The following is a 25,382-nucleotide window of genomic DNA, read 5'->3' as shown; positions in this document are numbered from 1 at the left end:
GTCCTTGATGACTGATGGGTCGGGGGACGTTAGGGCAAACACCGGGGGAAAACATTGATCCATGCCTGATACGGCGTACAGAATTTTCCTAGAACGACGAGCTTGCGATGAACATCACGGTGCTCGTCAGTTCGCGCAGGCTAGCTTGTCAGGCTGCAACTCGACGTGGAACAACTCGCCTCCTTCGTCCCCGACATAGAGATGTTTCTGGCGGAACTTGAACCTGTGCATCGCTTCGAGCATTTTCGGCTCCTTGCAGGCCAGTTGTTCCAGTTGCTGGCCGGCTCGCTTCTGCATCTTCGCACGGCGTTCCCACGGCAGCTTGGCGCTCAGTCCGACCCGATATACATAGAGGAACGTATCCCCCCAAACGAACTCGACCCGCTCAAGCTGGGTAACTGCATCGATCTGCCTGGGCAGCGTGCTGTTCACCTGCAACACCTGTTCTATCCATTGCGACTGCTGCTTGGCTCGTTGTTCCTCGGCCTTGAGCGCGAAATAGCGTCCGACCACCATGATTACCAGCGTCGCGCCTATCGACAGGTAGAATTTGCGCAGGCTACGCGGCCTTTTTGGCGCCAGTTTCATCAACATCTTTATTGCTCATCCTGAGAAAGAAAAACCCCCGGCTGACCGGGGGTTGTGATTTATACGGCACAACCACTGCCGCAGCGTTACTCCACCGTAACCGACTTGGCCAGGTTGCGCGGCTGGTCGACGTCGGTGCCCTTGAGCACGGCAACGTAGTACGACAGCAGCTGCAGCGGGATGGTGTAGAGGATCGGCGCCAGCGCATCGTTGATGTGCGGAACGTTGATCACGTGGGTGCCCTCGCCGTTGCTCATGCCAGCCTGCTCGTCGGCGAATACCACCAGTTCACCACCGCGGGCGCGGACTTCCTGCAGGTTCGACTTGAGCTTTTCCAGCAGCTCGTTGTTCGGCGCCACGGTGACCACCGGCATGTCGCTGTCTACCAGCGCCAGCGGGCCATGCTTGAGCTCACCGGCCGGGTAGGCTTCGGCATGGATATAGGAGATTTCCTTGAGCTTGAGCGCACCTTCCATCGCCACCGGGTATTGCGCGCCGCGGCCGAGGAACAGGGTGTGGTGCTTGTCGGCGAACAGCTCGGCGGTCTTCTCGACCACAGCGTCCATGGCCAGGGCTTCACCCAGGCGAGTCGGCAGGCGGCGCAATTCGTCCACCAGCTCGGCTTCGACGCCGGCGGCCAAGGTGCCGCGCACCTGGCCAAGGGCCAGGGTCAGCAGCATCAGGGAAACCAGCTGGGTGGTGAAGGCCTTGGTCGAGGCCACGCCAATCTCCGGGCCGGCCAGGGTCAGCAGGGTCAGGTCGGATTCTCGCACCAGCGAGCTTATGCCGACGTTGCAGATCGCCAGGCTGCCAAGGAAGCCAAGCTCCTTGGCATTGCGCAGGGCCGCCAGGGTATCGGCGGTTTCGCCCGACTGGGAAATGGAGACGAACAGGGTGTCCGGCTGCACCACCACCTTGCGGTAGCGGAATTCACTGGCCACTTCCACCTGGCACGGGATGCCGGCCAGGCTTTCGAGCCAGTAACGGGCGACCATGCCGGCGTGGTAGCTGGTGCCGCAGGCGACGATCTGCACGTTGCGCACCTTGGCGAACAGCTCGGCGGCATTTGGGCCGAAGGCCTGGACCATCACGTGATCCTTGCCCAAGCGGCCTTCGAGGGTGCGTTGCACCACGCTCGGCTGTTCGTGGATCTCCTTGAGCATGAAATGGCGGTACACACCCTTGTCAGCGGCTTCGGCGCCTTCGTGGTACTGCACGGTCTCGCGCTGTACCGGGCGACCGGCCTGGTCCCAGATGCTGACCTGCTCACGGCGGATCTCGGCGATGTCGCCTTCTTCCAGGTACATGAAGCGGTCGGTGACCTGGCGCAGGGCCAACTGGTCGGAGGCCAGGAAGTTCTCACCCAGGCCCAGGCCGATCACCAACGGGCTGCCGCTACGGGCGGCGACCAGGCGGTCTGGCTGGCTGGCGCTGATCACCGCCAGGCCGTAGGCGCCGTGCAGGCGCTTGACCGCGGCCTTGAGCGCGTCGGCCAGGTCCGGGATGCTCTTGAGCAGGTGATGGATCAGGTGGACGATCACCTCGGTGTCGGTCTGCGAACTGAACACGTAGCCCAGGCCCTTGAGCTCTTCACGCAGCGCTTCGTGGTTCTCGATGATGCCGTTGTGCACCACCGCTACTTCCTGGGCGGAAAAATGCGGGTGGGCATTGCCCTCGGTCGGTGCGCCATGGGTCGCCCAGCGGGTGTGGGCGATGCCCAGTTGCCCAGCCAGTGGCTCGGCGGCCACGGCGGCCTCCAGCTCGCTGACCTTGCCGATGCGGCGACGACGCTCAAGCCCGCCCTGCGCGGTCAGCACGGCCAGGCCGGCGCTGTCATAACCGCGGTATTCCAGGCGCTTGAGGCCTTCGATGAGGATGGCTGTGATATTACGCTCGGCTACGGCACCGACGATTCCACACATAGGTTGTTGCTCCTAGCTGATAGCGGCACAGATAAGGTTGATACCGCGGGCTTGAATCCGCTCGCGTGCCTCGACGGGCAGGCGGTCATCGGTAATCAGGGTATTGACGCTGCCCCAGGGCAGCTCGAGGTTGGGGATCTTGCGGCCGACCTTGTCCGACTCGACCATGACGATCACCTCGCGGGCCACTTCGGCCATGACCCGACTCAACCCCAGCAGTTCGTTGAAGGTGGTGGTGCCACGCTCCAGGTCGATGCCATCGGCACCGATGAACAGTTGATCGAAGTCGTATGAGCGTAGTACCTGCTCGGCGACCTGGCCCTGGAACGACTCCGAGTGCGGGTCCCAGGTGCCGCCGGTCATCAGCAGCACCGGCTCGTGCTCTTGTTCGCTGATGGCCCGGGCCACATTGAGCGAGTTGGTCATCACCACCAGCCCTGGCTGGCGCCCGAGCTGCGGGATCATCGCTGCCGTGGTGCTGCCACTGTCGATGATGATGCGCGCGTGTTCGCGAATGCGCCCCACCGCCGCGCGGGCGATGGCCTGCTTGTACAGGGACACTGGCTGGACGTTGTCGCCGAGCAGCTCCTGGGGCATGGTCACCGCGCCGCCATAGCGGCGCAGCAGCAAGCCGTTGGCTTCCAGCGCTGCGAGGTCCTTGCGAATGGTCACTTCGGAAGTTTCGAAACGCTTGGCCAGGGCATCGACGCTCACCTCGCCCTGCTCGTTGAGCAAGGCCAGGATGTTGTGGCGGCGCTGGGGGGTATTACGTTTCGACATTTCGGCCTTAAGTTTCGATTCGAAAGATAAGTAGTGCAATCAAAGCCTAAGATGAACAATTCGTCAAGTTTCTCTGCACTGACACGGTCCCTGTAGGAGCGGCCTTGTGCCGCGAAAGGGCCGCGTAGCGGCCCCGGCAATTTCTGCCTTGGCGCTAAGATCCTGGGGCCGCTACGCGCCCCCTCGCGACACAAGGCCGCTCCTACAGGGACCGCGATACGGCAGCCAATAAAAAGCCGGCTTATTCACATAAGCCGGCTTTCGATCGAAAGTTCTGTGGATAACTCAGCTCTTCTTGATCTTCTCCGGCCGCTTCCAGCCTTCGATGTTGCGCTGGCGCGCACGGGCCACGCCCAATTGGCCGGCTTCCACCGTCTGGGTGATGGTCGAGCCCGCCGCGGTAGTGGCCCCCGCCTGGATTTCCACAGGTGCCACCAGCGAATTGTTGGAGCCGATGAACACGTCCTCGCCCATCACCGTGCGGAACTTGTTGGCGCCGTCGTAGTTGCAAGTGATGGTGCCAGCACCGATGTTGGTGCGTGCACCGACCTCGGCATCGCCCAGGTAGGTCAGGTGACCGGCCTTGGCGCCCTCGCCCAGATGCGCGTTCTTCAGCTCGACGAAGTTACCCACATGGGCACGGGCCTCCAGCACGCTACCCGGACGCAGGCGCGCGAACGGACCGGCATCGCTGCCCTCGCCCATCACCGCGCCTTCGATATGGCTGTTGGCCTTGATCACCACGCCCTTGCGCAAGGTGCTGTCCTTGATCACGCAGTTGGGGCCGATCTGCACGTCGTCCTCGATGACCACCCGGCCTTCGAGGATCACGTTGATATCGATGAGCACATCGCGGCCCACGATCACTTCGCCGCGCACATCGAAGCGCGCCGGATCACGCAGGGTCACGCCCTGGGCCATGAGACGGCGGCCTTCGCGCAGCTGGTAATGGCGCTCAAGCTCGGCCAACTGGCGACGGTCATTGGCGCCTTGCACTTCCATCGGGTCGTGGGGCTGTTCGGTGGCGACCACCAGGCCGTCGGCCACGGCCATGGCGATCACATCGGTCAGGTAGTACTCGCCCTGGGTATTGTTGTTGGACAAGCGTCCCATCCAGTCGGCCAGGCGCGCCGCTGGCATGGCGAGGATGCCGGTGTTGCCTTCCTTGATCGCCTTCTGCGCCTCGCTGGCGTCCTTGTGCTCGACGATCGCCGTGACCTGGCCCTGCGCATCTCGAACGATCCGGCCATAACCGCTGGGGTCAGCCAGGTTAACGGTCAACAGGCCCAACTGGCTGGCGCTGACCTTGGCCAGCAGGCGCTGCAGGGTTTGCACCTCGATCAACGGCACATCGCCGTACAGCACCAGCACGGTGTCGGCGGTAATGGCAGGCAGCGCCTGGGCCACGGCATGGCCGGTGCCCAGCTGCTTGTCCTGCATGACGAAATTCAGGTCGTCCGCAGCCAGGCGCTCGCGCACCAGCTCGGCGCCATGGCCAATGACCACGTGAATGCCCTTGGGCTGCAGTTGGCGCGCGCTGTGGATAACATGGCCGAGCATGGAGTTGCCGGCTATCGGGTGCAGCACCTTGGGCAGCGCCGAACGCATGCGGGTGCCTTGACCGGCGGCGAGGATGACGATATCGAGGGACATTGACTGGCTACCAATCCTGGGCGGTCAGGGACCTGACCAAAAAGGAAATTTTTAGAAAAAGAAAAAGGGTAGCCGAGGCTACCCTTTAACTCAATCGCGGCGAAAGTAAGCGGCCAGGGCCGAATTACTTGCCTTTGCGCAATTGCTGGACAGTACGCAGCTGAGCTGCAGCCTCGGCCAGACGCGCGGCAGCAGCACCGTAGTCGAAGTCCGAGCTTTTCGCATTCAGAGCATTCTCAGCAGCCTTGAGGGCTTCCTGAGCCTGAGCTTCGTCCAGGTCGGCAGCGCGCTGCACGGTGTCGGCAAGAACCTTGACCATGTTCGGCTGCACTTCGAGGAAACCACCGGAGATGTAGAACACCTCACGATCGCCACCTTGCTTGGTCAGCGTGATCGGACCAGGCTTGAGATTGGTGATCAGCGGCGCGTGGCCTGGAGCGATACCAAGATCGCCCAGGTTGCCGTGCGCTACTACCATCTCGACCAGGCCGGAAAAGATCTCTCCTTCCGCGCTGACGATATCGCAATGGACTGTCATAGCCATCTGCTTGCCTCAACCTGATTAGCGCCCCTTGCGGGGCGCCGGGATTACAGTTTCTTGGCTTTCTCGATCGCTTCGTCGATGCTGCCGACCATGTAGAACGCTTGTTCTGGCAGGTGGTCGTAGTCACCTTTGAGGATGCCGCTGAAGCCAGCGATGGTGTCCTTGAGCGAAACGTACTTGCCTGGCGAGCCGGTGAAGACTTCGGCCACGAAGAACGGCTGCGACAGGAAGCGCTGGATCTTACGAGCGCGGGCAACCAGTTGCTTGTCGGCTTCGGACAGTTCGTCCATACCCAGGATCGCGATGATGTCCTTCAGCTCTTTGTAGCGCTGCAGAACATACTGAACGCCACGAGCGGTCTCGTAGTGCTCGGTGCCGATCACGTTCGGGTCCAGCTGGCGCGAAGTCGAGTCCAGTGGGTCGACCGCTGGGTAGATACCCAGGGAAGCGATATCACGGGACAGAACGACGGTGGCGTCCAAGTGGGCGAAGGTGGTCGCTGGCGACGGGTCGGTCAGGTCGTCCGCAGGTACGTATACGGCCTGGACGGAGGTGATCGAACCTTCCTTGGTCGAAGTGATGCGCTCTTGCAGAACACCCATCTCTTCGGCCAGGGTCGGCTGGTAACCTACTGCCGAAGGCATACGGCCCAGCAGTGCGGATACTTCGGTACCGGCCAGGGTGTAACGATAGATGTTGTCGACGAACAGCAGAACGTCGTTACCTTCGTCACGGAACTTCTCAGCCATGGTCAGGCCGGTCAGCGCTACGCGCAGACGGTTTCCTGGTGGCTCGTTCATCTGACCGTAGACCAGCGCTACCTTGTCGAGAACGTTGGAGTCCTTCATCTCGTGGTAGAAGTCGTTACCCTCACGAGTACGCTCACCCACACCAGCGAACACGGAATAACCGCTGTGTTCCATGGCGATGTTACGGATCAGTTCCATCATGTTGACGGTCTTGCCGACGCCGGCACCACCGAACAGACCAACCTTACCACCCTTGGCGAACGGGCAGACCAGGTCGATAACCTTGATGCCGGTTTCCAGCAGGTCGTTGCCGCCTGCCTGGTCCGAGAACGAAGGCGCTGGCTGGTGGATACCGCGACGCTCTTCTTCGCCGATCGGGCCGGCTTCGTCGATCGGGTTGCCCAGGACGTCCATGATACGGCCCAGGGTTGCCTTGCCGACAGGTACCGAGATGGCAGCCTTGGTGTCGACGACATCCAGACCGCGCTTCAGACCTTCGGTCGAGCCCATCGCAATGGTACGAACCACGCCGTCGCCCAGCTGCTGCTGAACTTCCAGGGTGGTTTCCGCGCCTTGTACTTTCAGCGCGTTGTAAACACTCGGCACGGCATCACGTGGGAATTCCACGTCGATGACGGCGCCGATGATTTGAACGATACGTCCGCTACTCATAGCTGGATCCTCTGAATTTTTGAACCGTTAAACCGCGGCAGCGCCGCCGACGATTTCCGAGATCTCCTGGGTGATCGCAGCCTGACGCGCCTTGTTGTAGATCAACTGAAGCTCTTTGATCAAATCACCGGCGTTGTCTGTGGCGTTCTTCATGGCGATCATCCGGGCCGCTTGTTCAGCAGCGTTGTTCTCGACCACCGCCTGGTACACCTGCGACTCCACGTAACGCACCATCAAGCCGTCCAGCAGCTCTTTTGCGTCGGGTTCGTACAGGTAGTCCCAGTGGTGCTTGAGTTCCTGATCCGGGGTTGCCACCAACGGTACCAACTGCTCTACCGTCGGTTTTTGGGTCATGGTGTTGATGAACTTGTTCGAAACCACCGAGAGGCGATCGATGCGGCCGTCCAGGTAGGCGTCCAGCATCACTTTGACGGAGCCGATCAGATCGTTGATCGATGGCTCTTCGCCCAGGTGGCTGATCGCGGCTACGACGTTACCGCCAAAGATGCGGAAGAAAGTCGCACCCTTGCTGCCGATCACGCACAGGTCGATTTCCACGCCCTGTTCGCGGTTTTCGTTCATGTCCTTGACCAGGGCCTTGAACAGGTTGGTATTCAAGCCACCGCACAGACCACGGTCACTGCTCACCACGATATAACCGGCGCGCTTTACAGGGCGCTCGATCATGAACGGGTGGCGGTATTCCGGGTTGGCGTTGGCCAGATGACCGATCACCTGGCGGATACGCTCCGCGTAAGGACGGCTAGCAGCCATGCGCATTTGTGCCTTGCGCATCTTGCTGACCGCCACTTTCTCCATGGCGCTGGTAATTTTTTGCGTGCTTTTGATGCTCGCAATCTTACTGCGAATCTCTTTTGCGCCTGCCATGTATCACCTATCAGGTTAGCAAGCGGGGGCCGGAGCCCCCGCTGCGGCTTACCAGGTCTGGGTGGCCTTGAACTTCTCGATACCGGCTTTCATGCCAGCGTCGATTTCGTCGTTGAAGTCACCCTTCACGTTGATCTTGGCCATCAGTTCGGCGTGATCACGGTTGAAGTAGGCAATCAGCGCTTGCTCGAAGCTGCCAACCTTGGAGACTTCTACGTCGGTCAGGAAACCACGCTCAGCGGCGTACAGCGACAGGGCCATGTCGGCGATCGACATTGGCGCGTACTGCTTCTGTTTCATCAGCTCGGTAACGCGCTGACCATGCTCCAGCTGCTTGCGGGTAGCCTCGTCCAGGTCCGAAGCGAACTGGGCGAAGGCCGCCAGTTCACGGTACTGGGCCAGGGCGGTACGGATACCACCGGACAGCTTCTTGATGATCTTGGTCTGGGCGGCACCACCAACACGGGATACCGACACACCGGCGTTAACGGCAGGACGGATGCCTGCGTTGAACATGGCCGATTCCAGGAAGATCTGACCGTCGGTGATCGAGATCACGTTGGTCGGAACGAACGCGGAAACGTCGCCAGCCTGGGTTTCGATGATCGGCAGAGCGGTCAGCGAGCCAGTCTTGCCGGTTACGGCACCGTTGGTGAACTTCTCGACGTACTCTTCGGAAACGCGCGATGCACGCTCCAGCAGACGGGAGTGGAGATAGAACACGTCGCCTGGGTACGCTTCACGTCCTGGTGGACGGCGCAGCAGCAGGGAGATCTGACGGTAGGCAACGGCCTGCTTGGACAGGTCATCGTAAACGATCAGCGCGTCTTCACCGCGGTCACGGAAGAACTCGCCCATGGTGCAGCCGGCGTAAGGCGCCAGGAACTGCAGTGCGGCGGATTCCGAAGCACTGGCAACGACCACGATGGTGTTGGCCAGGGCGCCGGCTTCTTCCAGCTTGCGAACGATGTTGGCAACGGTGGAACGCTTCTGGCCGACTGCAACATAAACACAGAAAATACCGGAGTCTTTCTGGTTGATGATGGCGTCGATGGCCATGGCGGTCTTGCCGATCTGACGGTCACCGATGATCAGCTCGCGCTGGCCACGGCCGACAGGGATCATGGCGTCGACGGACTTGTAGCCAGTCTGTACAGGCTGGTCTACCGACTTACGCCAGATCACGCCTGGAGCTACTTTCTCGACCGCGTCGGTCTGGGTGTTGCCCAGAGGACCTTTGCCGTCGATCGGGTTACCCAGTGCGTCGACGACGCGACCCAGCAGTTCCTTACCAACCGGAACTTCCAGGATGCGGCCGGTGCACTTGGCGCTCATGCCTTCGGCGAGGGTGTCATAGGCACCCAGGATCACTGCACCTACGGAGTCTTGCTCCAGGTTCAGGGCCATGCCGAATACGCTGCCCGGGAACTCGATCATTTCGCCGTACATGACGTCGGCCAGACCGTGGATCCGCACGATGCCGTCGGAAACCGAAACGACGGTACCTTCGTTACGGGCTTGGGAGCCGACATCGAGGTTGTCGATGCGGCCCTTGATGATTTCACTAATTTCGGAAGGATTGAGTTGCTGCATTGCTCTGCTGCCCCTTCAAACTCAAGATTTCAAGGCTTCGGCCAGTTTCGCGATCTTGCCGCGAACCGAACCGTCGATTACCAGGTCGCCAGCGCGGATGACGACGCCGCCGATCAGGCTGGCATCCTCCGACGCGTGCAGGCGCACTTCCTGGCCTAACCGTGCACTGAGAACCTTGGCGAGTTTGTCTTGCTGTTCTTGGTTCAACGCAAAAGCACTGGTGACTTCCACGTCCACGGACTTCTCTTGCTCGGCCTTGTACAGGTCGAACAGAGTCGAAATCTCCGGCAGAAGCAGGAGACGTTCGTTTTCCGCGGCAACATGAATGAAATTCTGTGCCTTGGCGTCAAACTTGTCACCGCACACTTCAATGAATGCGGCGGCCTTTTCTGCGCTAGTCAGTTGCGGGGCCTTGAGCAGGCGCTGCATGGTGTCGTCTTGCGACACCGCAGCAGCCAGGCCGAGCATGGCTGACCAATTGGCCAGTTGCTGATGGGCCTGGGCATGCTCGAAGGCAGCCTTAGCGTAAGGTCGGGCCAACGTGGTCAGTTCTGCCATGATCGCCCTCGCTTAAATTTCAGCGGCCAGTTTGTTAACCAGCTCCGCATGCGCGTTTTGATCGATTGTGGCGCCAAGGATCTTTTCAGCACCGCCAACGGCCAGGGCACCCACTTGGGCACGCAGGGCGTCTTTGACGCTGTTCAGTTCCTGTTCGATCTCGGCTTGAGCCTGAGCCTTCACACGGTCAGCTTCGACGCGGGCCTGTTCACGGGCTTCCTCGACAAGCTGAGCAGCGCGCTTCTTGCTTTGCTCAATGATTTCGGCTGCCTGTGCCTTCGCTTCACGCAGTTGCTGACCCGCTTTCTCTTGGGCCAGCTCCAGGTCGCGAGCTGCGCGGTTGGCAGCGTCCAAGCCGTCGGCAATCTTCTTTTGGCGCTCTTGCAGAGCAGTGATGACCGGAGGCCATACGTACTTCATGCAGAAGAGTACAAAAATCAGGAAAGCAACGGATTGGCCAATCAGGGTTGCATTAATGTTCACGCCAACACCTCGCTCGGTCTTTGTTCATCACAGCAATCAACTCGTAAAAAACGAGTGATTAGCCGGCGATCTGACCAACGAAGGGGTTTGCGAAGGTGAAGAACAGAGCGATACCAACACCGATCATGGTCACGGCGTCGAGCAGGCCGGCAACGATGAACATTTTGACCTGCAGCATCGGAACCATTTCTGGCTGGCGAGCAGCGCCTTCCAGGAATTTGCCGCCCAGCAGGCCGAAACCAATGGCGGTACCCAGAGCACCCAGGCCGATCAGCAGAGCAACAGCGATAGCGGTCAGACCAACTACAGTTTCCATCTTTCCTCCCGACTTTTACGTCGTATTGGTTAGGTTTTTAGTTTGAAGCGGTAAAACAAATCGTTTGGTACAGCATGCCCTTGCGGACTTTTTAAGCCCTCCCCCCAAACCGGCGGGGAAGGCTATCAGACACGCCAGGCGGTCTTAATGGTTATCTTCGTGGGCCATCGACAGGTAGACGATGGTCAGCATCATGAAGATGAAAGCTTGCAGGGTGATGATCAGGATGTGGAACACTGCCCACGCCCACTGCAGCACGATACCCAGGCCGCTGAGCCACAGGATACCGGCGCCGAACATCACCGCGATCAGGATGAACACCAGCTCGCCGGCGTACATGTTGCCGAACAGACGCAGTGCCAGCGAGATCGGCTTGGCGATCAGGGTGACGAATTCGAGCAGGAAGTTGACCGGAATCAGCAGGATCTGCACGAAGATGTTCTTGCTGCCGAACGGGTGCAGGGTCAGCTCGCCGATGAAGCCGCCCAGGCCCTTGACCTTGATGCTGTAGAAGATGATCAGGGCGAATACGCTGAAGGCCATGGCCAGGGTCGCGTTCGGGTCGGTGGTCGACACGGCGCGGAACGGAATGTGCGGATCACCGGAGATCAGGATGGCCAGCTGCGGAATCCAGTCGACCGGTACCAGGTCGATGGCGTTCATCAGGAACACCCAGACGAAGATGGTCAGCGCCAGTGGGGCGATCACCGGGCTGCGGCCGTGGAAGGAGTCCTTCACGCTGCCGTTGACGAAGTCCACCAGCACTTCCACGAAGTTCTGCAGACCGCTCGGTTGCCCGGAAGTCGCCTTCTTGGCCGCCATGCGGAAGATGAACAGGAAGATCAGACCCAGCGCAACGGACCAGCCCAGGGTGTCCAGGTGGAACGCCCAGAAGCCCATTGCCTTGGCTTCTGCAGCCGAATGGGCGAAGCCCCAGCTGCCGTCTGGTAGTTGACCGTAGGTCAGGTTCTGCAAGTGGTGCTGGATATAACCCGAAGCGGTTTCTTCTGCCATGGTTGCCTCAAACGCCCTAAGGTCTCGAAAGTCTTTTATTCATCAGCAGGGGCGCGAACCAGCTGACCAAAAGGGTCAGCACGAAGACGCCGAATACTGCCAACGGCGCCAATGGCTTCACTCCTGCGAAGGTCAGTGCAAACAGCACTGCCGTCAAAATCATCTTGCCTGCCTCGCCTGCGTAGAACGACTTGACGATGGCCTGCGCCGCCCGGGCTCCGCTGAAGCGAAATGCCTTCCAGGCGAAATACACATTGGGCAGCCAGGCAATCAAACCTCCGCAAAGGCCTGAATATCCACTGACCGCCCCTTTCCACTGCCACAACACCAAGGTTGCCAGCAGCAGCACAACAAATTGAGCCAGCAGAACCGGGAAAACCGCCCAGCGATGGAAAGGCAGGCGGTTTGGCGTGCGGATTTCCATCACAACTGCTCCTCGAAAGTCGACCGCCTCGTCAGCAATGACTTGGCATAATTTGTGCCGACAAAATGCGCGCAGAGTATAGGGGTGGATTAACCCCTATTCAACTCTTCGGTAGTGATTTCCGACTGCGCGCTACAACGGGAATTGTTTCAGCGGATGTGAGCAAGCACGCCTTGCAACTCGTCGAGCGAGTTATAGCGGATAACCAACTGGCCCTTGCCCTTGTTGCCATGGCGGATTTGCACCGCGGAGCCCAGCCGCTCTGCCAGACGCTGCTCGAGGCGCGCGATGTCCGGATCAGGTTTGCTCGATTCGACCGGCTCAGGTTTACCGTTGAGCCACTGGCGCACCAGTGCCTCGGTCTGGCGCACGGTAAGGCCGCGTGCGACAACATGACGCGCCCCTTCTTCCTGGCGATCTTCGCCGAGGCCGAGCAAGGCGCGGGCGTGGCCCATCTCCAGGTCGCCGTGGGCGAGCATGGTCTTGATCGCCTCGGGCAGCGAAATCAGGCGCAGCAAGTTGGCCACGGTCACCCGCGACTTGCCGACGGCATCGGCCACTTGCTGCTGGGTCAACTCGAACTCTTGCTGCAGGCGCTGCAAGGCCAGGGCTTCTTCCAGCGGGTTGAGGTCCTCGCGCTGGATGTTCTCGATCAGCGCCATGGCGATGGCGGCTTCGTCGGGCACTTCGCGGACCATGGCCGGCACGGTGTCCAGGCCGGCCTGCTGGGTGGCGCGCCAGCGCCGTTCACCGGCGATGATCTCGTAGCGGTTGTCGCCGATCGGGCGGACCACGATTGGTTGCATGACGCCATGCAGACGGATCGAATGCGCCAGTTCCTCGAGCGCCTCGGGGTCCATGTCGCGACGCGGCTGGTACTTGCCGCGCTGGATCAGCTCGACTGGCAGTTGTTGCAGTTCCTTCTGGTCGATCTTGACAGCCTGCGCTTCCAGCGCGCTGACGGAAGGACCACTGAGCAGTGCATCCAACCCACGTCCGAGACCGCGTTTCTTGATGGCCATGCGGATTCCTTAAGTTGTTTGTGCAGTGCGTGATGGACGGCGCTGACGACGTACCAGTTCCCCGGCCAGGGCCAGGTAGGCCAGGGCGCCGCGGGACTGCTTGTCGTAGGCCAGTGCCGGCATGCCGAAGCTCGGCGCCTCGGCCAGGCGGATGTTGCGCGGTATCACCGTGTCGTACAGCTGGTCGCCGAAGTGCTCCTTGAGCTGTGCCGAAACATCGTTGTTCAGGCTCAGGCGCGGGTCGTACATGGTCCGCAGCAGGCCCTCGATCTTCAGCTCCGGGTTCAGCCGGGCGGCGATGCGCTTGATGTTATCCACAAGGTCGCTCAAGCCTTCCAGTGCGTAGTACTCGCACTGCATGGGGATGATCACGCCATCGGAGGCGACCAGGGCATTGAGCGTCAGCATCGACAGCGACGGCGGGCAGTCGATGAGGATGTAGTCGTAATTCTCGCGGATCGGCGCCAGCGCGTTGCGCAGGCGGCTCTCCTTCATCTGCATCTCGAGCAGCACTACCTCGGCGGCGGTAAGGTCGCGGTTGGCCGGCAGCAGTTGGAAGCCGCCATGCTCGGAATAGTGCATGGCCTGGGCCAGGTCGCATTCCCCGATCAGCAGGTCGTACACCGAATGCTCGAGCTCGTGTTTATCCACACCGCTGCCCATGGTGGCGTTGCCCTGTGGATCGAGGTCGATCAGCAGCACGCGACGCTTGGTCGCGGCCAGCGATGCGGCGAGATTGATGCAGGTGGTGGTCTTGCCCACACCACCCTTCTGGTTCGCGATTGCGAATACCTTAGCCATTGTTGCGTGTGTTCCCAGTCATGCCTTGCGGCGCAGTATCAGCAGATGGCGCTGGCCCTGGCAACCTGGAACGGTCAGGGCCTGCTCGCTTTCCACTGTGAAGTCTGCGGGCAATGCTACCAGTTCATCGGCAGGATGCAGCCCCTTCATTGCAAGCCATTGCGTGCGGGCGTCACCCAGGTGGCGGGTCCAGTTGGTGAAATTCTCCATGCTGCTGAAGGCCCGGGAGATGATCCCGCAGAACGGCTGCTCGGGTTGGACCTCTTCCACCCGGCTGTGGATAACCGTCAGGTTGTCCAGTTTCAGCTCCATCTTCACCTGGGTGAGGAAGCGCGTCTTCTTGCCGTTGCTGTCGAGCACCGTCACCTGCTTGTGCGGGTGCAGGATGGCCAGCGGGATGCCCGGCATGCCGCCGCCACTACCGACATCCAGCCAGCGCAGGGTGTCGTTGTGGATAAACGGCATGACGCTGAGGCTGTCGAGCAGATGGCGCGAAACCATCTCGTTCGGGTCGCGCACCGCGGTCAGGTTGTAGGCCTTGTTCCATTTGATCAACAGGGCCAGGTAGCCCAACAGCAACTGATGCTGCTGCGCGCTCAGCTCGACACCAAGCTGGCGCGCACCTGTGGACAACTCTTCGGCATGTTGCGGGGTGACCAGGGAACTCAAGCGCTTTGCTCCAATTCGCGGCCTGCGCCGCGTTTTTTCAAGTGAATCAGCAACAGGGAAATCGCCGCCGGGGTAACGCCCGGGATACGCGACGCCTGGCCCAGGGTCTCGGGACGGGTCTGCTCGAGTTTGCCCTGGATCTCCTTGGACAGGCCGGAAATCGTGGTGTAGTCGATATCCACAGGCAGGCGGGTGTCCTCGCTGGCCCGCAGACGGGCGATCTCTTCCTGCTGACGGTCGATGTAGCCGGCGTACTTGGTCTTGATCTCGACCTGCTCGGCGACCTGTGGATCGATTACCTCGCCACCAGTCGCTTCGATCAGCCCAGCGTAGTCGACCTCCGGACGGGCCAACAGGTTCAGCAGGCTGTACTCATGGGCCAACGGCGTGCCGAACTTATCCACAATGGCCTGGCCCTGCGGGGTGCCTGGACGCACCCAGGTGCTCTTCAGGCGTTGTTCTTCCCGCTCGATGCCTTCGCGCTTGGCGCAGAACGCCGCCCAGCGGGCGTCGTCGATCAGGCCCAGCTCGCGGCCCTTTTCGGTCAGGCGCAGGTCGGCGTTGTCCTCGCGCAGGATCAACCGGTACTCGGCGCGCGAGGTGAACATGCGGTACGGCTCCTGGGTACCCAGGGTGATCAGGTCGTCGACCAGTACCCCGATGTACGCCTCGTCGCGGCGTGGACACCAGCTTTCGCGGCCCTGCGCGCGCAACGCCGCGTTGGTCCCGGCCAGCAGGCCCTGGGCGCCGGCTTCTTCGTAGCCGGTGGTGCCGTTGATCTGGCCGGCGAAGAACAAGCCGCCGATGACCTTGGTCTCGAGGCTGTACTTGAGGTCGCGCGGGTCGAAGTAGTCGTACTCGATGGCATAGCCCGGGCGCACGATGTGGGCGTTTTCCATGCCGCGGATCGAGCGGACGATCTCCAACTGCACGTCGAACGGCAGCGAAGTCGAAATGCCGTTGGGGTACAGCTCGTGGGTGGTCAGGCCTTCCGGCTCGATGAACACCTGGTGGCTTTCCTTGTCGGCGAAGCGGTGGATCTTGTCCTCGATCGACGGGCAGTAGCGTGGGCCGATGCCTTCGATCACCCCGGAGTACATCGGCGAACGGTCGAGGTTCGACGCGATGATCTCGTGGGTGCGGGCATTGGTGTGGGTGATCCAGCAGCTCACCTGGCGTGGGTGCATCTGCGCGTCGCCCATGAACGACATCACCGGGATAGGGGTATCGCCGGGTTGCTCGGTCATCACCGAGAAGTCCACCGAACGGCCATCGATACGCGGCGGTGTGCCGGTTTTCAGGCGGCCGACGCGCAGCGGCAATTCACGCATGCGGCTGGCCAGGGCGTTGGCGGGTGGATCGCCGGCGCGACCACCGGAGTAGTTCTGCAAACCGATGTGGATAAGCCCGCCGAGGAAGGTGCCACTGGTCAACACCACGGAGTCGGCGAAGAAGCGCAGACCCATTTGCGTGACCACGCCCTTGACCTGGTCCTGCTCGACGATCAGGTCATCGCAGGACTGCTGGAATATCCACAGGTTCGGCTGGTTTTCCAGGATTTCCCGTACCACCGCCTTGTAGATGGCGCGGTCGGCCTGCGCGCGAGTAGCGCGCACCGCCGGGCCCTTGCGGTTGTTCAGGATGCGGAACTGGATGCCGCTCTTGTCGGTGGCCAGGGCCATGGCGCCGCCGAGCGCATCGATTTCCTTGACCAGGTGGCTCTTGCCGATGCCACCGATGGCCGGGTTGCAACTCATGTGACCGAGGGTTTCCACGTTGTGGGTCAGCAGCAGGGTTTTCACACCCATGCGTGCGGACGCAAGCGCAGCCTCGGTACCGGCATGGCCGCCGCCGATGACGATCACTTCAAAACGGGAAGGGAAATCCACCACGCACCTCGTGCCTGTTTTTGCAAATAGAGAAGGGAAGCGGACCAGTATAGGGGCTTAGTCCCCTTCGATAAACCTTCTGAGCAAAATTTGACCAGGCTGTGGATGAGTGGCAGGTAAAAGAAAACAAAGAGGAAAAATTTAAAAAAGCTTTGTTTTTATGTTTATTCTTAGAGGCCTATCCACATGTGGATAAGTAGCTATAGCCCAGGAATAGCAAAGCTTTCATGATTTCATAACCCTGTGTCGGAAGGGGCCTGAGGGGTATGGATAACCGCGTGTAAGCTGTGGATGAAAGTGATGGTTACCCACAGGTGGGTTTGTCCTCAGAAAAAAAGCCTGGTTATCAACCGAGCTGAAGATGAGTTTTCCACAAAGCTTATGCGCTTGCCATTGCACCTGTTGATGGCGTTCGCTGCTGTAAAAAGGGTCGCGCTCTGCAGCAAGGCCCGAGTGGCAGGCAAAAAAAAGCCGCGCCCGAATGGGCGCGGCCTTGTCCACTGAGCTGTGGATTACTTGCCGATGCAGAAACTCGAGAAGATCCGCCCCAGCAGGTCATCCGAGCTGAACGCCCCGGTAATTTCCCCCAACGCCTGCTGTGCCTGGCGCAGATCTTCCGCCAACAGCTCACCCGCACCGGCCAGGGTCAACTGTGCCCGGCCATGCTCAAGGTGGTCGCTGGCCTGGCGCAGTGCCTCCAAGTGGCGCCGACGGGCGCTGAAGCTGCTCTCGGCGGTCTGTTCATAGCCCATGCATGCCTTGAGGTGGTCGCGCAGCAGCTCCAGGCCCATGTCGCTATCTCGGGCACTCAGGGTAATGGTCACATGACCGTCGTCGCTCTGCTCCATTCCCACCAGCTCGCCGCTGAGGTCAGCCTTGTTACGGATCAGCGTGACCTTGGCCACGTCCGGCCGCTGGTCAAGGAACTCCGGCCACAAGGCGAACGGATCACTGGCCTCTGGGGCTGTGGAGTCCACCACCAACAGCACGCGATCGGCTTCGCCGATGGCTTTGAGCGCCCGCTCCACGCCAATCTTTTCCACATGGTCGTCGGTGTCGCGCAAACCTGCAGTGTCGACCACGTGCAGTGGCATGCCGTCGATGTGGATATGTTCGCGCAAGATATCCCGGGTAGTGCCGGCGATATCGGTGACGATTGCCGCCTCTCGCCCGGCCAGCTGGTTGAGCAGGCTCGATTTGCCGGCATTCGGCCGACCGGCGATGACCACGGTCATGCCGTCGCGCAGCAAGGCGCCCTGTCCGGCTTCACGCTGCACACTGGACAGTTCGTTGCGTACCTCATCGAGCATGCGCAGTACATGGCCATCGGCGAGAAAGTCGATTTCTTCCTCGGGGAAGTCGATAGCCGCCTCGACGTAGATACGCAGGGCGATCAGTGCCTCAGTCAGGCTGTGTACACGCTTGGAGAACGCGCCTTGCAACGAGCGCAGGGCATTGCGCGCGGCCTGGGTCGAGCTGGCTTCGATCAGGTCGGCGATGGCCTCGGCCTGAGCCAGGTCGAGCTTGTCGTTGAGGAATGCACGCTCGCTGAACTCGCCCGGGCGCGCCAACCGGCAACCCAGCTGCAGGCAGCGCTGCAACAGCATGTCCATGACCACCGGGCCGCCGTGTCCCTGTAGCTCGAGCACGTCCTCACCGGTGAACGAGTTCGGCCCAGGGAAGAACAGCGCGATGCCTTCGTCCAGCACCAGGCCGTCGGTATCGCGAAACGGGCCATAGTGGGCATGCCGCGGGGTCAAGGTGCGGCCGGTGAGGGCCAGCCCGGCCTGGCTGGCCAAGGGCCCGGACAAGCGGACGATGCCGACCCCGCCACGGCCCTGGGCGGTGGCGATGGCGGCAATGGTTTCACGCACAGTGTTCATGCTCGAAAGCCTCTACAACGAATTCGTCAGATAGCAAAAACGCCCCACTAGGGGGCGTTTTTATTCACAGGCAAACCGGGTTGCCCGTCAAGCGGCAGCTTTCTTGGTTGCCGCTTCGATGCTACGGGTGATGTACCACTGCTGCGCGATCGACAGGCAGTTGTTCACAACCCAGTACAGCACCAGGCCAGCCGGGAACCACAGGAAGAAGAAGGTGAAGATGATCGGCATCATTTTCATCACCTTCGCCTGCATCGGATCCGGCGGCGTTGGGTTCAGGCGCTGCTGGATGAACATGGTGGCGCCCATGATGATCGGCAGGATGAAGAACGGATCCTTGATCGACAGGTCGGTGATCCACAGCATCCATGGGGCCTGGCGCATCTCTACGCTTTCCAGCAGCACCCAGTACAGGGCCAGGAATACCGGCATCTGCACCAGGATCGGCAGGCAGCCGCCCAGCGGGTTGATCTTCTCTTTCTTGTACAGCTCCATCATCGCCTGGGACATCTTCTGGCGATCGTCACCGAAGCGTTCCTTGAGCTGGGCCAGCTTCGGCGCCACGGCACGCATGCGCGCCATCGAGCGGTAGCTGGCGGCCGAGAGCGGGAAGAACAGGCCCTTGATCAGCATGGTCAGGACGATGATCGACCAGCCCCAGTTACCCAACAGGCTGTGGATATGTTGCAGCAGCCAGAAGATCGGCTGGGCGATGAACCACAGGAAGCCGTAGTCGACGGTCAGTTCCAGGCCTGGGGACAACTCCTTGAGCTTGGACTGGATCTTCGGGCCGGCGTACAGCATGGCGCTGGTTTCGACCTTGCCGCCGGCCGGCACGTTCAGGGCCGGGCCGGTGTAGCCGATGATGTAGTTGCCCTGGCTATCCTTGCGGGTCTGGACTGCGTTGTTATCAGACTTGCTCGGGATCCAGGCGGTGACGAAGTAGTGCTGCAGCCAGGCGACCCAGCCGCCGGACACATTTTCTTGCAAACCGCCCTTGTCCATGTCCTTCATCGACACTTTCTTGTACGGCTCGGAAGCTGTCCACAGGGCCGCGCCCAGGTAAGTGGCGGTGCCGGTAGCGGTGCTCGACGACGGATCAGAGCTGGCGTCACGCTTGAGCTGGGCAAACATGTTGCCGCTCCAGGCCTGGGCGCTCTGGTTGTCGATCAGGTAGCTGACGGTCAGGTCGTACTCGCCGCGCTTGAGGCTGAAGCGCTTGATGTAGTTGATGCCGTTTTCGCTGAACTTCAGGTCGACCACCAGTTGGTTCTGACCGTCGGCCAGCTGGTAGCTCTTCTGTTCGGTGGCATACAGCGGACGGCCGCTGGCGCGGTCCGGGCCGTTGTTGCCGATCAGGCCGCTCTGGGCCAGGTAGACACGCTCGCCGCCGTTGTCGAACAACTGGAACGGAATTTCAGGATGGTCCTGACGGCGTGGGTACTGGGGCAGGGTCAGCTGGACGATATCGCCGCCAACCGGGTCGATAGCCAGGTTCAGGACATCGGTCTTGACCTGGATCAGGTCCTTGCTGACCGCAACGGGCGCTGGCGCCACGCCAGTGTTGCCGGCTTGGGCATCGACGCTCGGCAAATCGGCGTTGGCGCCGTTGTTGCTGGCGGGCACGCTGTCCGGCAGGGACGCATTGGCATTGCTGGCGGCAGCATGCTGAGTCGGCAATGCAGCCTGGCCGTAGTCCTGGTTCCACTTGAGGACCATGACATAGGACACGATTGCCAGGGCGACGATCAGGATCGTGCGTTTAATATCCATGATTACTCGGCTATCGAAGAAGTTCGGGAGGAAGGAGCTGGTGGAACGGGATCGAAACCGCCGTCGTTCCACGGATGACAACGCCCCAGGCGACGAACGGCCAGCCACCCACCACGCAAGAGGCCATGGTTTTCGATGGCTTCATAGGCGTAACAGGAACAGCTGGGATAGAAACGACAGTGACTGGCCATCAGTGGACTGATGGCGTAACGATAAAACTGGATCGGAACGAGTGCCAGTTTACGCATCGTGACTGTCTACCCCTGCGGTATCGGCATTGACCGCTGGAGAGGGCCGACTGCGAACCAGTCGCTTCCAGAGCTTGCCAAAGTGTTGGTGCAATTCTGGGTTTTCCACTTCGCCCAACCCCTTGCGCGCGACGATCACGATATCCAGACCAGCCAACAACTGCTGGTTCAGGCGGAACGAATCGCGCATCAGGCGTTTCAGGCGATTGCGTTGAACGGCGAGCTTGACGCTCTTCTTGCCGATCACCAGGCCGAGGCGTGGGTGATCGAGGCCGTTCTCGCGGGCAAGGATAAGCAGGTTTTTCCCTGGAACCTTGCCGGTTGGGGAGTCGAAGACCGCTTTGAAATGCCGGGGTGTAAGCAGTCGCTTTTCCCGACTGAAGTCCTGACTCACCACCTGTGCCGGAAAATCAAATGGCCAGACGCTTACGGCCTTTGGCACGACGACGCGACAGTACGGCGCGGCCGTTCTTGGTAGCCATACGGGCACGGAAACCGTGGGTGCGGGCGCGCTTGATGGTGCTTGGTTGGAAAGTACGTTTCATGGCGTGTTACCTGGGTTGGTCGACAACGGGCCGGAAGGGCCCCCTTTTTAAGAGATCGGCGATTCTAGAGAAAGCAAGGCAATAGGTCAATTTCCAACCAGCCTTTCCTTATGGAAGGTCGAATGGACCAACTCCGTGCAATGGGCACCGGGTCATCGGAACACGCAGGTTATTGAAAAAAACAAAGAGGCATATAAAAAGCTTTTCTGAAGATCTTAAAGAGTTTAGCTGCACAACCTTCTGTGGATAACCTAGTACAGCCCAATATCCATGGTATGTACAGAGTTTCACAACCTTGTCGGTAACGGGTGCTCTGGCTGTGCTGGGCATGGGTACAACCTGTGCAGCAAAAGCCTGTTTATCCACAGCTGCTTTATCCACAGGGTTGGGCTCAGGGTTGTGCATAGCCCTCAGGTGCGTTTATCCACAGGGCTTATTCACATGGCGGAGCCGGTATTCCCGTCAGATTTTGGCGTCTTTACCCTGCCTGTGGAGGTCGCTACGTGTGGATAAGTTACCCTGTGCCCGGTACAATGGCGGTTTGTTTTTGCCTCATCCGGCTTTCAACTCAGGGGATATCCGTGTCAGTGGAACTTTGGCAGCAGTGCGTGGAGCTTCTGCGCGATGAACTGCCTGCCCAGCAATTCAACACCTGGATCCGTCCGCTACAGGTCGAAGCCGAAGGCGACGAGTTGCGCGTCTATGCGCCCAACCGCTTCGTTCTCGATTGGGTCAATGAAAAGTACCTTGGCCGTTTGCTTGAGCTGCTTGGCGAAAAAGGCAGCGGTATTGCGCCTGCCCTTTCCTTATTAATAGGCAGCCGCCGCAGCTCGGCGGCACGTGCCGCCCCCAATGCTCCGGTCAGCGCCGCGGTTGCCGCGCAACAGGCACAGCAGAGCGCCCAGGTCGCGCGCCCGGTCGAGCCGGTCAGCGCGCCTGTGGCCGAGCCGGCACAGGTAGCCGAAACCATCGAGGAACCGACTTCTCGCGACAGTTTCGATAGCATGGCCGAAACTGCGCCAACGCCGGTCACCGGCGGGCGTAGCGAGCAGCGCACGGTGCAGGTCGAGGGCGCGCTCAAGCACACCAGCTACCTGAACCGCACCTTCACCTTCGAAACCTTCGTCGAGGGTAAGTCCAACCAGCTGGCTCGCGCCGCAGCCTGGCAGGTGGCCGACAACCCCAAGCACGGCTACAACCCGCTGTTCCTTTATGGCGGTGTCGGCCTGGGTAAGACCCACTTGATGCACGCTGTGGGTAACCATCTGCTGAAGAAGAACCCGAACGCCAAGGTGGTGTACCTGCATTCGGAGCGCTTCGTCGCCGACATGGTCAAGGCCTTGCAGCTCAACGCCATCAATGAATTCAAGCGCTTCTACCGTTCGGTCGATGCGCTGCTGATCGACGATATCCAGTTCTTCGCCCGCAAAGAGCGTTCCCAGGAAGAGTTTTTCCACACCTTCAACGCCCTGCTCGAAGGCGGCCAACAGGTGATCCTCACCAGTGACCGCTATCCGAAGGAAATCGAAGGCCTGGAAGAACGCCTGAAGTCGCGCTTCGGTTGGGGGCTGACCGTGGCGGTCGAGCCGCCCGAGCTGGAAACTCGCGTGGCGATCCTGATGAAGAAGGCCGACCAGGCCAAGGTCGAACTGCCGCATGATGCCGCGTTCTTCATCGCCCAGCGCATCCGCTCCAACGTGCGTGAGCTGGAAGGCGCCCTGAAGCGGGTGATCGCCCATTCGCACTTCATGGGTCGTGACATCACCATCGAGCTGATCCGCGAGTCGCTCAAGGACTTGCTGGCGCTGCAAGACAAACTGGTCAGTGTGGATAACATCCAGCGCACCGTGGCCGAGTACTACAAGATCAAGATCGCCGATCTGCTGTCCAAGCGCCGTTCGCGTTCGGTGGCGCGCCCGCGCCAGGTGGCCATGGCGTTGTCCAAGGAGCTGACCAACCATAGCTTGCCGGAAATCGGCGACATGTTTGGCGGCCGCGACCATACCACCGTGCTGCACGCCTGCCGCAAGATCAACGAATTGAAGGAATCCGACGCGGACATCCGCGAGGACTACAAGAACCTGCTGCGTACGCTGACGACCTGATGGCCGTCTGCGCAGCTTATTGAAGGCAAGGGACTAGACCATGCATTTCACCATTCAACGCGAAGCCCTGTTGAAACCCCTGCAACTGGTCGCCGGCGTCGTCGAGCGCCGCCAGACCTTGCCGGTACTGTCCAACGTGCTGCTGGTCGTGCAAGGCCAGCAACTGTCGTTGACCGGTACCGACCTGGAAGTCGAACTGGTTGGCCGCGTCCAGCTGGAAGAGCCTGCGGAGCCAGGCGAGATCACCGTCCCAGCGCGCAAGCTGATGGACATCTGCAAGAGCCTGCCCAGCGACGTGCTGATCGACATCAAGGTCGACGAGCAGAAACTGCTGGTCAAGGCCGGTCGCAGCCGTTTCACCCTGTCGACCCTGCCGGCCAACGACTTCCCGACCGTGGAAGAAGGCCCAGGCTCGCTGACCTGCAACCTGGAACAGAGCAAGCTGCGTCGCCTCATCGAGCGCACCAGCTTCGCCATGGCCCAGCAGGACGTGCGTTACTACCTCAACGGCATGCTGCTGGAGGTGTCCACCGACACCCTGCGCGCCGTTGCCACCGACGGTCACCGTCTGGCCCTGTGTGCCATGCAGGCGCCGATTGGCCAGGCTGATCGTCACCAGGTCATCGTGCCACGCAAGGGTATCCTCGAATTGGCGCGTCTGCTCACCGACCCGGAAGGCATGGTCAGCATCGTCTTGGGCCAGCACCACATCCGTGCGACCACCGGTGAATTCACCTTCACCTCCAAGCTGGTCGATGGCAAGTTCCCGGACTACGAGCGCGTCCTGCCCAAGGGCGGTGACAAGCTGGTGATCGGTGATCGCCAGGCCCTGCGCGAAGCGTTCAGCCGTACCGCGATCCTGTCCAACGAGAAGTACCGTGGTATTCGCCTGCAATTGGCCGCCGGCCAGCTGAAAATCCAGGCCAACAACCCGGAGCAGGAAGAAGCGGAAGAAGAGATCAGCGTCGACTACAACGGCAGCTCGCTGGAGATCGGTTTCAACGTCAGCTATCTGCTGGACGTGCTGGGTGTCATGACCACCGAACAGGTTCGCCTGATTCTGTCTGACTCCAACAGCAGTGCCTTGCTGCAGGAAGCGGGCAATGACGACTCGTCCTACGTTGTCATGCCGATGCGTCTGTAACCTAAGCAGGCGACATGTCCCTTCGACGTCTTTCGGTCACCGCGGTGCGCAACCTGCACCCGGTGACCCTCTCACCCTCCCCCCGCATCAATATCCTTTACGGCGCCAACGGCAGTGGCAAGACCAGCGTGCTCGAAGCCGTGCACTTGCTTGGGCTGGCGCGCTCGTTCCGCAGTACCCGGTTGAACCCGGTCATTCAATACGAGCAACCGACCTGCACAGTGTTCGGCCAAGTCGAACTGGCCGAAGGTGGCACCAGCAACCTTGGGGTTTCGCGGGAGCGGCAAGGTGATTTCACCATTCGCATTGATGGACAGAATGCGCGCAGTGCCGCGCAACTGGCCGAAATGCTACCACTGCAACTGATCAACCCGGACAGTTTCAGGTTGCTCGAAGGCGCGCCGAAGGTGCGTCGTCAGTTCCTCGATTGGGGTGTGTTCCACGTGGAACCGCGCTTCATGGCCACCTGGCAGCGCCTGCAGAAGGCCTTGCGGCAGCGGAACTCATGGCTGCGGCATGGTACACTGGACGCCGTTTCGCAAGCCGCCTGGGATCGGGAGCTTTGCCTCGCCAGTGCGGAAATAGATGAATACCGTCGCAACTACATCAAGGCCTTGAAGCCCGTCTTCGAGCAGACCCTGAGCGAGCTGGTCGAACTGGATGGGCTGACCCTGAGCTATTACCGCGGCTGGGACAAGGACCGGGAACTTAACGAAGTCCTCGCCACCTCCCTGTTTCGCGATCAGCAGATGGGCCATACCCAGGCCGGTCCCCAGCGCGCCGATCTACGCTTGCGATTGGGCGCGAACAACGCGGCTGACATTCTCTCGCGGGGCCAGCAAAAGCTGGTTGTGTGTGCCCTGCGAATTGCCCAAGGGCATCTGGTCAGCCAGGTTCGCCGCGGCCAGTGTATTTATCTGGTGGATGACTTGCCGTCCGAACTGGACGAGCAGCATCGCCGTGCCCTGTGCCGCTTGCTTGAAGAATTGAACTGCCAGGTGTTCATCACCTGTGTAGACCACGAATTTCTGAGGGAAGGCTGGCAGACGGAAACGCCAGTCGCCTTGTTCCACGTGGAACAAGGCCGTATCACCCAGACCCACGACCATCGGGAGTGAA

Annotated in this window: 25 protein-coding genes; 3 read left to right on the top strand and 22 right to left on the bottom strand. The window is 60.6% G+C overall.

The annotated features are described in order from the left end of the window. Positions 1-126 precede the first annotated feature (126 nt). From E3U47_RS01300 to rpmH, 22 genes are all read right to left on the bottom strand, one after another. Positions 127-594: a hypothetical protein gene (locus tag E3U47_RS01300; protein ID WP_134689124.1), complete on the bottom strand. Its 468-nt coding sequence runs from the start codon at positions 592-594 to the stop codon at positions 127-129. An 80-nt stretch (positions 595-674) separates the two neighbouring features. Then, positions 675-2,510 carry a glutamine--fructose-6-phosphate transaminase (isomerizing) gene (gene glmS, locus E3U47_RS01295; RefSeq protein ID WP_134689123.1) on the bottom strand — a complete coding sequence of 612 codons (1,836 nt, stop codon included), beginning with the start codon at positions 2,508-2,510 and terminating at the stop codon, positions 675-677. 12 nt (positions 2,511-2,522) lie between these two features. Then, positions 2,523-3,290, bottom strand: a complete 768-nt coding sequence (locus tag E3U47_RS01290) for a DeoR/GlpR family DNA-binding transcription regulator (protein ID WP_134689122.1) — start codon at positions 3,288-3,290, stop codon at positions 2,523-2,525. 285 nt (positions 3,291-3,575) lie between these two features. Continuing rightward, complete coding sequence (gene glmU, locus E3U47_RS01285) at positions 3,576-4,943, bottom strand: bifunctional UDP-N-acetylglucosamine diphosphorylase/glucosamine-1-phosphate N-acetyltransferase GlmU (protein ID WP_134689121.1); 1,368 nt, start codon at positions 4,941-4,943, stop codon at positions 3,576-3,578. Between the two features lie 124 nt (positions 4,944-5,067). Then, complete coding sequence (locus E3U47_RS01280; protein WP_011536500.1) at positions 5,068-5,487, bottom strand: F0F1 ATP synthase subunit epsilon; 420 nt, start codon at positions 5,485-5,487, stop codon at positions 5,068-5,070. A gap of 44 nt (positions 5,488-5,531) precedes the next feature. Then, complete coding sequence (gene atpD / locus E3U47_RS01275) at positions 5,532-6,908, bottom strand: F0F1 ATP synthase subunit beta (protein ID WP_028690019.1); 1,377 nt, start codon at positions 6,906-6,908, stop codon at positions 5,532-5,534. Positions 6,909-6,935: 27 nt separating this feature from the next. Then, entirely contained in the window at positions 6,936-7,796 is an 861-nt protein-coding gene (gene atpG / locus E3U47_RS01270) for a F0F1 ATP synthase subunit gamma (RefSeq protein ID WP_028690020.1), read from the bottom strand. 48 nt (positions 7,797-7,844) lie between these two features. Beyond that, on the bottom strand, positions 7,845-9,389 hold the full coding sequence (gene atpA, locus E3U47_RS01265) for a F0F1 ATP synthase subunit alpha (RefSeq protein WP_038707082.1): 1,545 nt from the start codon (positions 9,387-9,389) through the stop codon (positions 7,845-7,847). 21 nt (positions 9,390-9,410) lie between these two features. Next, a complete protein-coding gene (locus tag E3U47_RS01260) occupies positions 9,411-9,947 on the bottom strand; it encodes a F0F1 ATP synthase subunit delta (RefSeq protein ID WP_023628561.1) in 537 nt (178 codons plus the stop codon). 12 nt (positions 9,948-9,959) lie between these two features. Next, complete coding sequence (locus E3U47_RS01255; RefSeq protein ID WP_023383136.1) at positions 9,960-10,430, bottom strand: F0F1 ATP synthase subunit B; 471 nt, start codon at positions 10,428-10,430, stop codon at positions 9,960-9,962. A 58-nt stretch (positions 10,431-10,488) separates the two neighbouring features. Then, positions 10,489-10,746 carry a F0F1 ATP synthase subunit C gene (gene atpE, locus E3U47_RS01250; RefSeq protein WP_003097235.1) on the bottom strand — a complete coding sequence of 86 codons (258 nt, stop codon included), beginning with the start codon at positions 10,744-10,746 and terminating at the stop codon, positions 10,489-10,491. A 144-nt stretch (positions 10,747-10,890) separates the two neighbouring features. Next, complete coding sequence (gene atpB, locus E3U47_RS01245; RefSeq protein ID WP_134689120.1) at positions 10,891-11,760, bottom strand: F0F1 ATP synthase subunit A; 870 nt, start codon at positions 11,758-11,760, stop codon at positions 10,891-10,893. A gap of 16 nt (positions 11,761-11,776) precedes the next feature. Continuing rightward, complete coding sequence (locus tag E3U47_RS01240; RefSeq protein ID WP_008092225.1) at positions 11,777-12,184, bottom strand: F0F1 ATP synthase subunit I; 408 nt, start codon at positions 12,182-12,184, stop codon at positions 11,777-11,779. 149 nt (positions 12,185-12,333) lie between these two features. Then, positions 12,334-13,206, bottom strand: coding sequence for a ParB/RepB/Spo0J family partition protein (locus tag E3U47_RS01235; protein ID WP_134689119.1), 873 nt, complete (start codon positions 13,204-13,206; stop codon positions 12,334-12,336). Between the two features lie 9 nt (positions 13,207-13,215). Next, a complete protein-coding gene (locus E3U47_RS01230; RefSeq protein ID WP_134689118.1) occupies positions 13,216-14,007 on the bottom strand; it encodes a ParA family protein in 792 nt (263 codons plus the stop codon). Positions 14,008-14,025: 18 nt separating this feature from the next. After that, entirely contained in the window at positions 14,026-14,676 is a 651-nt protein-coding gene (gene rsmG / locus E3U47_RS01225; RefSeq protein ID WP_134689117.1) for a 16S rRNA (guanine(527)-N(7))-methyltransferase RsmG, read from the bottom strand. Further along, positions 14,673-16,565, bottom strand: a complete 1,893-nt coding sequence (mnmG, locus tag E3U47_RS01220; protein WP_134689116.1) for a tRNA uridine-5-carboxymethylaminomethyl(34) synthesis enzyme MnmG — start codon at positions 16,563-16,565, stop codon at positions 14,673-14,675. Before mnmG ends, rsmG begins: the two co-directional genes overlap by 4 nt. 512 nt (positions 16,566-17,077) lie before the next feature. After that, positions 17,078-18,448 carry a tRNA uridine-5-carboxymethylaminomethyl(34) synthesis GTPase MnmE gene (gene mnmE / locus E3U47_RS01215; protein ID WP_134689115.1) on the bottom strand — a complete coding sequence of 457 codons (1,371 nt, stop codon included), beginning with the start codon at positions 18,446-18,448 and terminating at the stop codon, positions 17,078-17,080. An 87-nt stretch (positions 18,449-18,535) separates the two neighbouring features. Further along, complete coding sequence (gene yidC / locus E3U47_RS01210; protein ID WP_134689114.1) at positions 18,536-20,221, bottom strand: membrane protein insertase YidC; 1,686 nt, start codon at positions 20,219-20,221, stop codon at positions 18,536-18,538. Positions 20,222-20,223: 2 nt separating this feature from the next. Next, entirely contained in the window at positions 20,224-20,469 is a 246-nt protein-coding gene (gene yidD / locus E3U47_RS01205; RefSeq protein ID WP_011536514.1) for a membrane protein insertion efficiency factor YidD, read from the bottom strand. Next, on the bottom strand, positions 20,462-20,866 hold the full coding sequence (rnpA, locus tag E3U47_RS01200) for a ribonuclease P protein component (protein ID WP_134689227.1): 405 nt from the start codon (positions 20,864-20,866) through the stop codon (positions 20,462-20,464). The genes yidD and rnpA overlap by 8 nt, the downstream gene beginning before the upstream one ends. Before the next feature lie 13 nt (positions 20,867-20,879). Continuing rightward, positions 20,880-21,014, bottom strand: coding sequence for a 50S ribosomal protein L34 (gene rpmH / locus E3U47_RS01195; RefSeq protein ID WP_003253163.1), 135 nt, complete (start codon positions 21,012-21,014; stop codon positions 20,880-20,882). A 581-nt stretch (positions 21,015-21,595) separates the two neighbouring features. Between rpmH and dnaA the strand changes: the two genes are divergently transcribed. From dnaA to recF, 3 genes are read left to right on the top strand one after another with little or no spacing between them, the layout of a single operon-like run. Next, positions 21,596-23,119 carry a chromosomal replication initiator protein DnaA gene (gene dnaA, locus E3U47_RS01190; protein WP_134689113.1) on the top strand — a complete coding sequence of 508 codons (1,524 nt, stop codon included), beginning with the start codon at positions 21,596-21,598 and terminating at the stop codon, positions 23,117-23,119. Between the two features lie 40 nt (positions 23,120-23,159). Next, complete coding sequence (dnaN, locus tag E3U47_RS01185; RefSeq protein WP_134689112.1) at positions 23,160-24,263, top strand: DNA polymerase III subunit beta; 1,104 nt, start codon at positions 23,160-23,162, stop codon at positions 24,261-24,263. Between the two features lie 14 nt (positions 24,264-24,277). After that, the gene (gene recF, locus E3U47_RS01180) at positions 24,278-25,381 is read left to right on the top strand and encodes a DNA replication/repair protein RecF (RefSeq protein WP_134689111.1); all 1,104 of its coding nucleotides are present in this window, start codon (positions 24,278-24,280) and stop codon (positions 25,379-25,381) included. Position 25,382: the final 1 nt, after the last annotated feature.

Source organism: Pseudomonas sp. RIT623 (genome assembly GCF_004519305.1).
Classification (GTDB): domain Bacteria; phylum Pseudomonadota; class Gammaproteobacteria; order Pseudomonadales; family Pseudomonadaceae; genus Aquipseudomonas.
Note: the sequence above shows the minus strand (reverse complement) of the source record. Positions and strands in the feature narration are given on the sequence as shown.

Excerpts from the sequence above, each read along its gene's own strand:
- E3U47_RS01300 (WP_134689124.1), bottom strand. The coding sequence starts at position 594 with ATGTTGATGAAACTGGCGCCAAAAAGGCCGCGTAGCCTGCGCAAATTC.
- glmS (WP_134689123.1), bottom strand. The coding sequence starts at position 2,510 with ATGTGTGGAATCGTCGGTGCCGTAGCCGAGCGTAATATCACAGCCATC.
- E3U47_RS01290 (WP_134689122.1), bottom strand. The coding sequence starts at position 3,290 with ATGTCGAAACGTAATACCCCCCAGCGCCGCCACAACATCCTGGCCTTG.
- glmU (WP_134689121.1), bottom strand. The coding sequence starts at position 4,943 with ATGTCCCTCGATATCGTCATCCTCGCCGCCGGTCAAGGCACCCGCATG.
- E3U47_RS01280 (WP_011536500.1), bottom strand. The coding sequence starts at position 5,487 with ATGGCTATGACAGTCCATTGCGATATCGTCAGCGCGGAAGGAGAGATC.
- atpD (WP_028690019.1), bottom strand. The coding sequence starts at position 6,908 with ATGAGTAGCGGACGTATCGTTCAAATCATCGGCGCCGTCATCGACGTG.
- atpG (WP_028690020.1), bottom strand. The coding sequence starts at position 7,796 with ATGGCAGGCGCAAAAGAGATTCGCAGTAAGATTGCGAGCATCAAAAGC.
- atpA (WP_038707082.1), bottom strand. The coding sequence starts at position 9,389 with ATGCAGCAACTCAATCCTTCCGAAATTAGTGAAATCATCAAGGGCCGC.
- E3U47_RS01260 (WP_023628561.1), bottom strand. The coding sequence starts at position 9,947 with ATGGCAGAACTGACCACGTTGGCCCGACCTTACGCTAAGGCTGCCTTC.
- atpE (WP_003097235.1), bottom strand. The coding sequence starts at position 10,746 with ATGGAAACTGTAGTTGGTCTGACCGCTATCGCTGTTGCTCTGCTGATC.
- atpB (WP_134689120.1), bottom strand. The coding sequence starts at position 11,760 with ATGGCAGAAGAAACCGCTTCGGGTTATATCCAGCACCACTTGCAGAAC.
- E3U47_RS01240 (WP_008092225.1), bottom strand. The coding sequence starts at position 12,184 with ATGGAAATCCGCACGCCAAACCGCCTGCCTTTCCATCGCTGGGCGGTT.
- E3U47_RS01235 (WP_134689119.1), bottom strand. The coding sequence starts at position 13,206 with ATGGCCATCAAGAAACGCGGTCTCGGACGTGGGTTGGATGCACTGCTC.
- E3U47_RS01230 (WP_134689118.1), bottom strand. The coding sequence starts at position 14,007 with ATGGCTAAGGTATTCGCAATCGCGAACCAGAAGGGTGGTGTGGGCAAG.
- mnmE (WP_134689115.1), bottom strand. The coding sequence starts at position 18,448 with ATGAACACTGTGCGTGAAACCATTGCCGCCATCGCCACCGCCCAGGGC.
- yidC (WP_134689114.1), bottom strand. The coding sequence starts at position 20,221 with ATGGATATTAAACGCACGATCCTGATCGTCGCCCTGGCAATCGTGTCC.
- yidD (WP_011536514.1), bottom strand. The coding sequence starts at position 20,469 with ATGCGTAAACTGGCACTCGTTCCGATCCAGTTTTATCGTTACGCCATC.
- rpmH (WP_003253163.1), bottom strand. The coding sequence starts at position 21,014 with ATGAAACGTACTTTCCAACCAAGCACCATCAAGCGCGCCCGCACCCAC.
- dnaN (WP_134689112.1), top strand. The coding sequence starts at position 23,160 with ATGCATTTCACCATTCAACGCGAAGCCCTGTTGAAACCCCTGCAACTG.
- recF (WP_134689111.1), top strand. The coding sequence starts at position 24,278 with ATGTCCCTTCGACGTCTTTCGGTCACCGCGGTGCGCAACCTGCACCCG.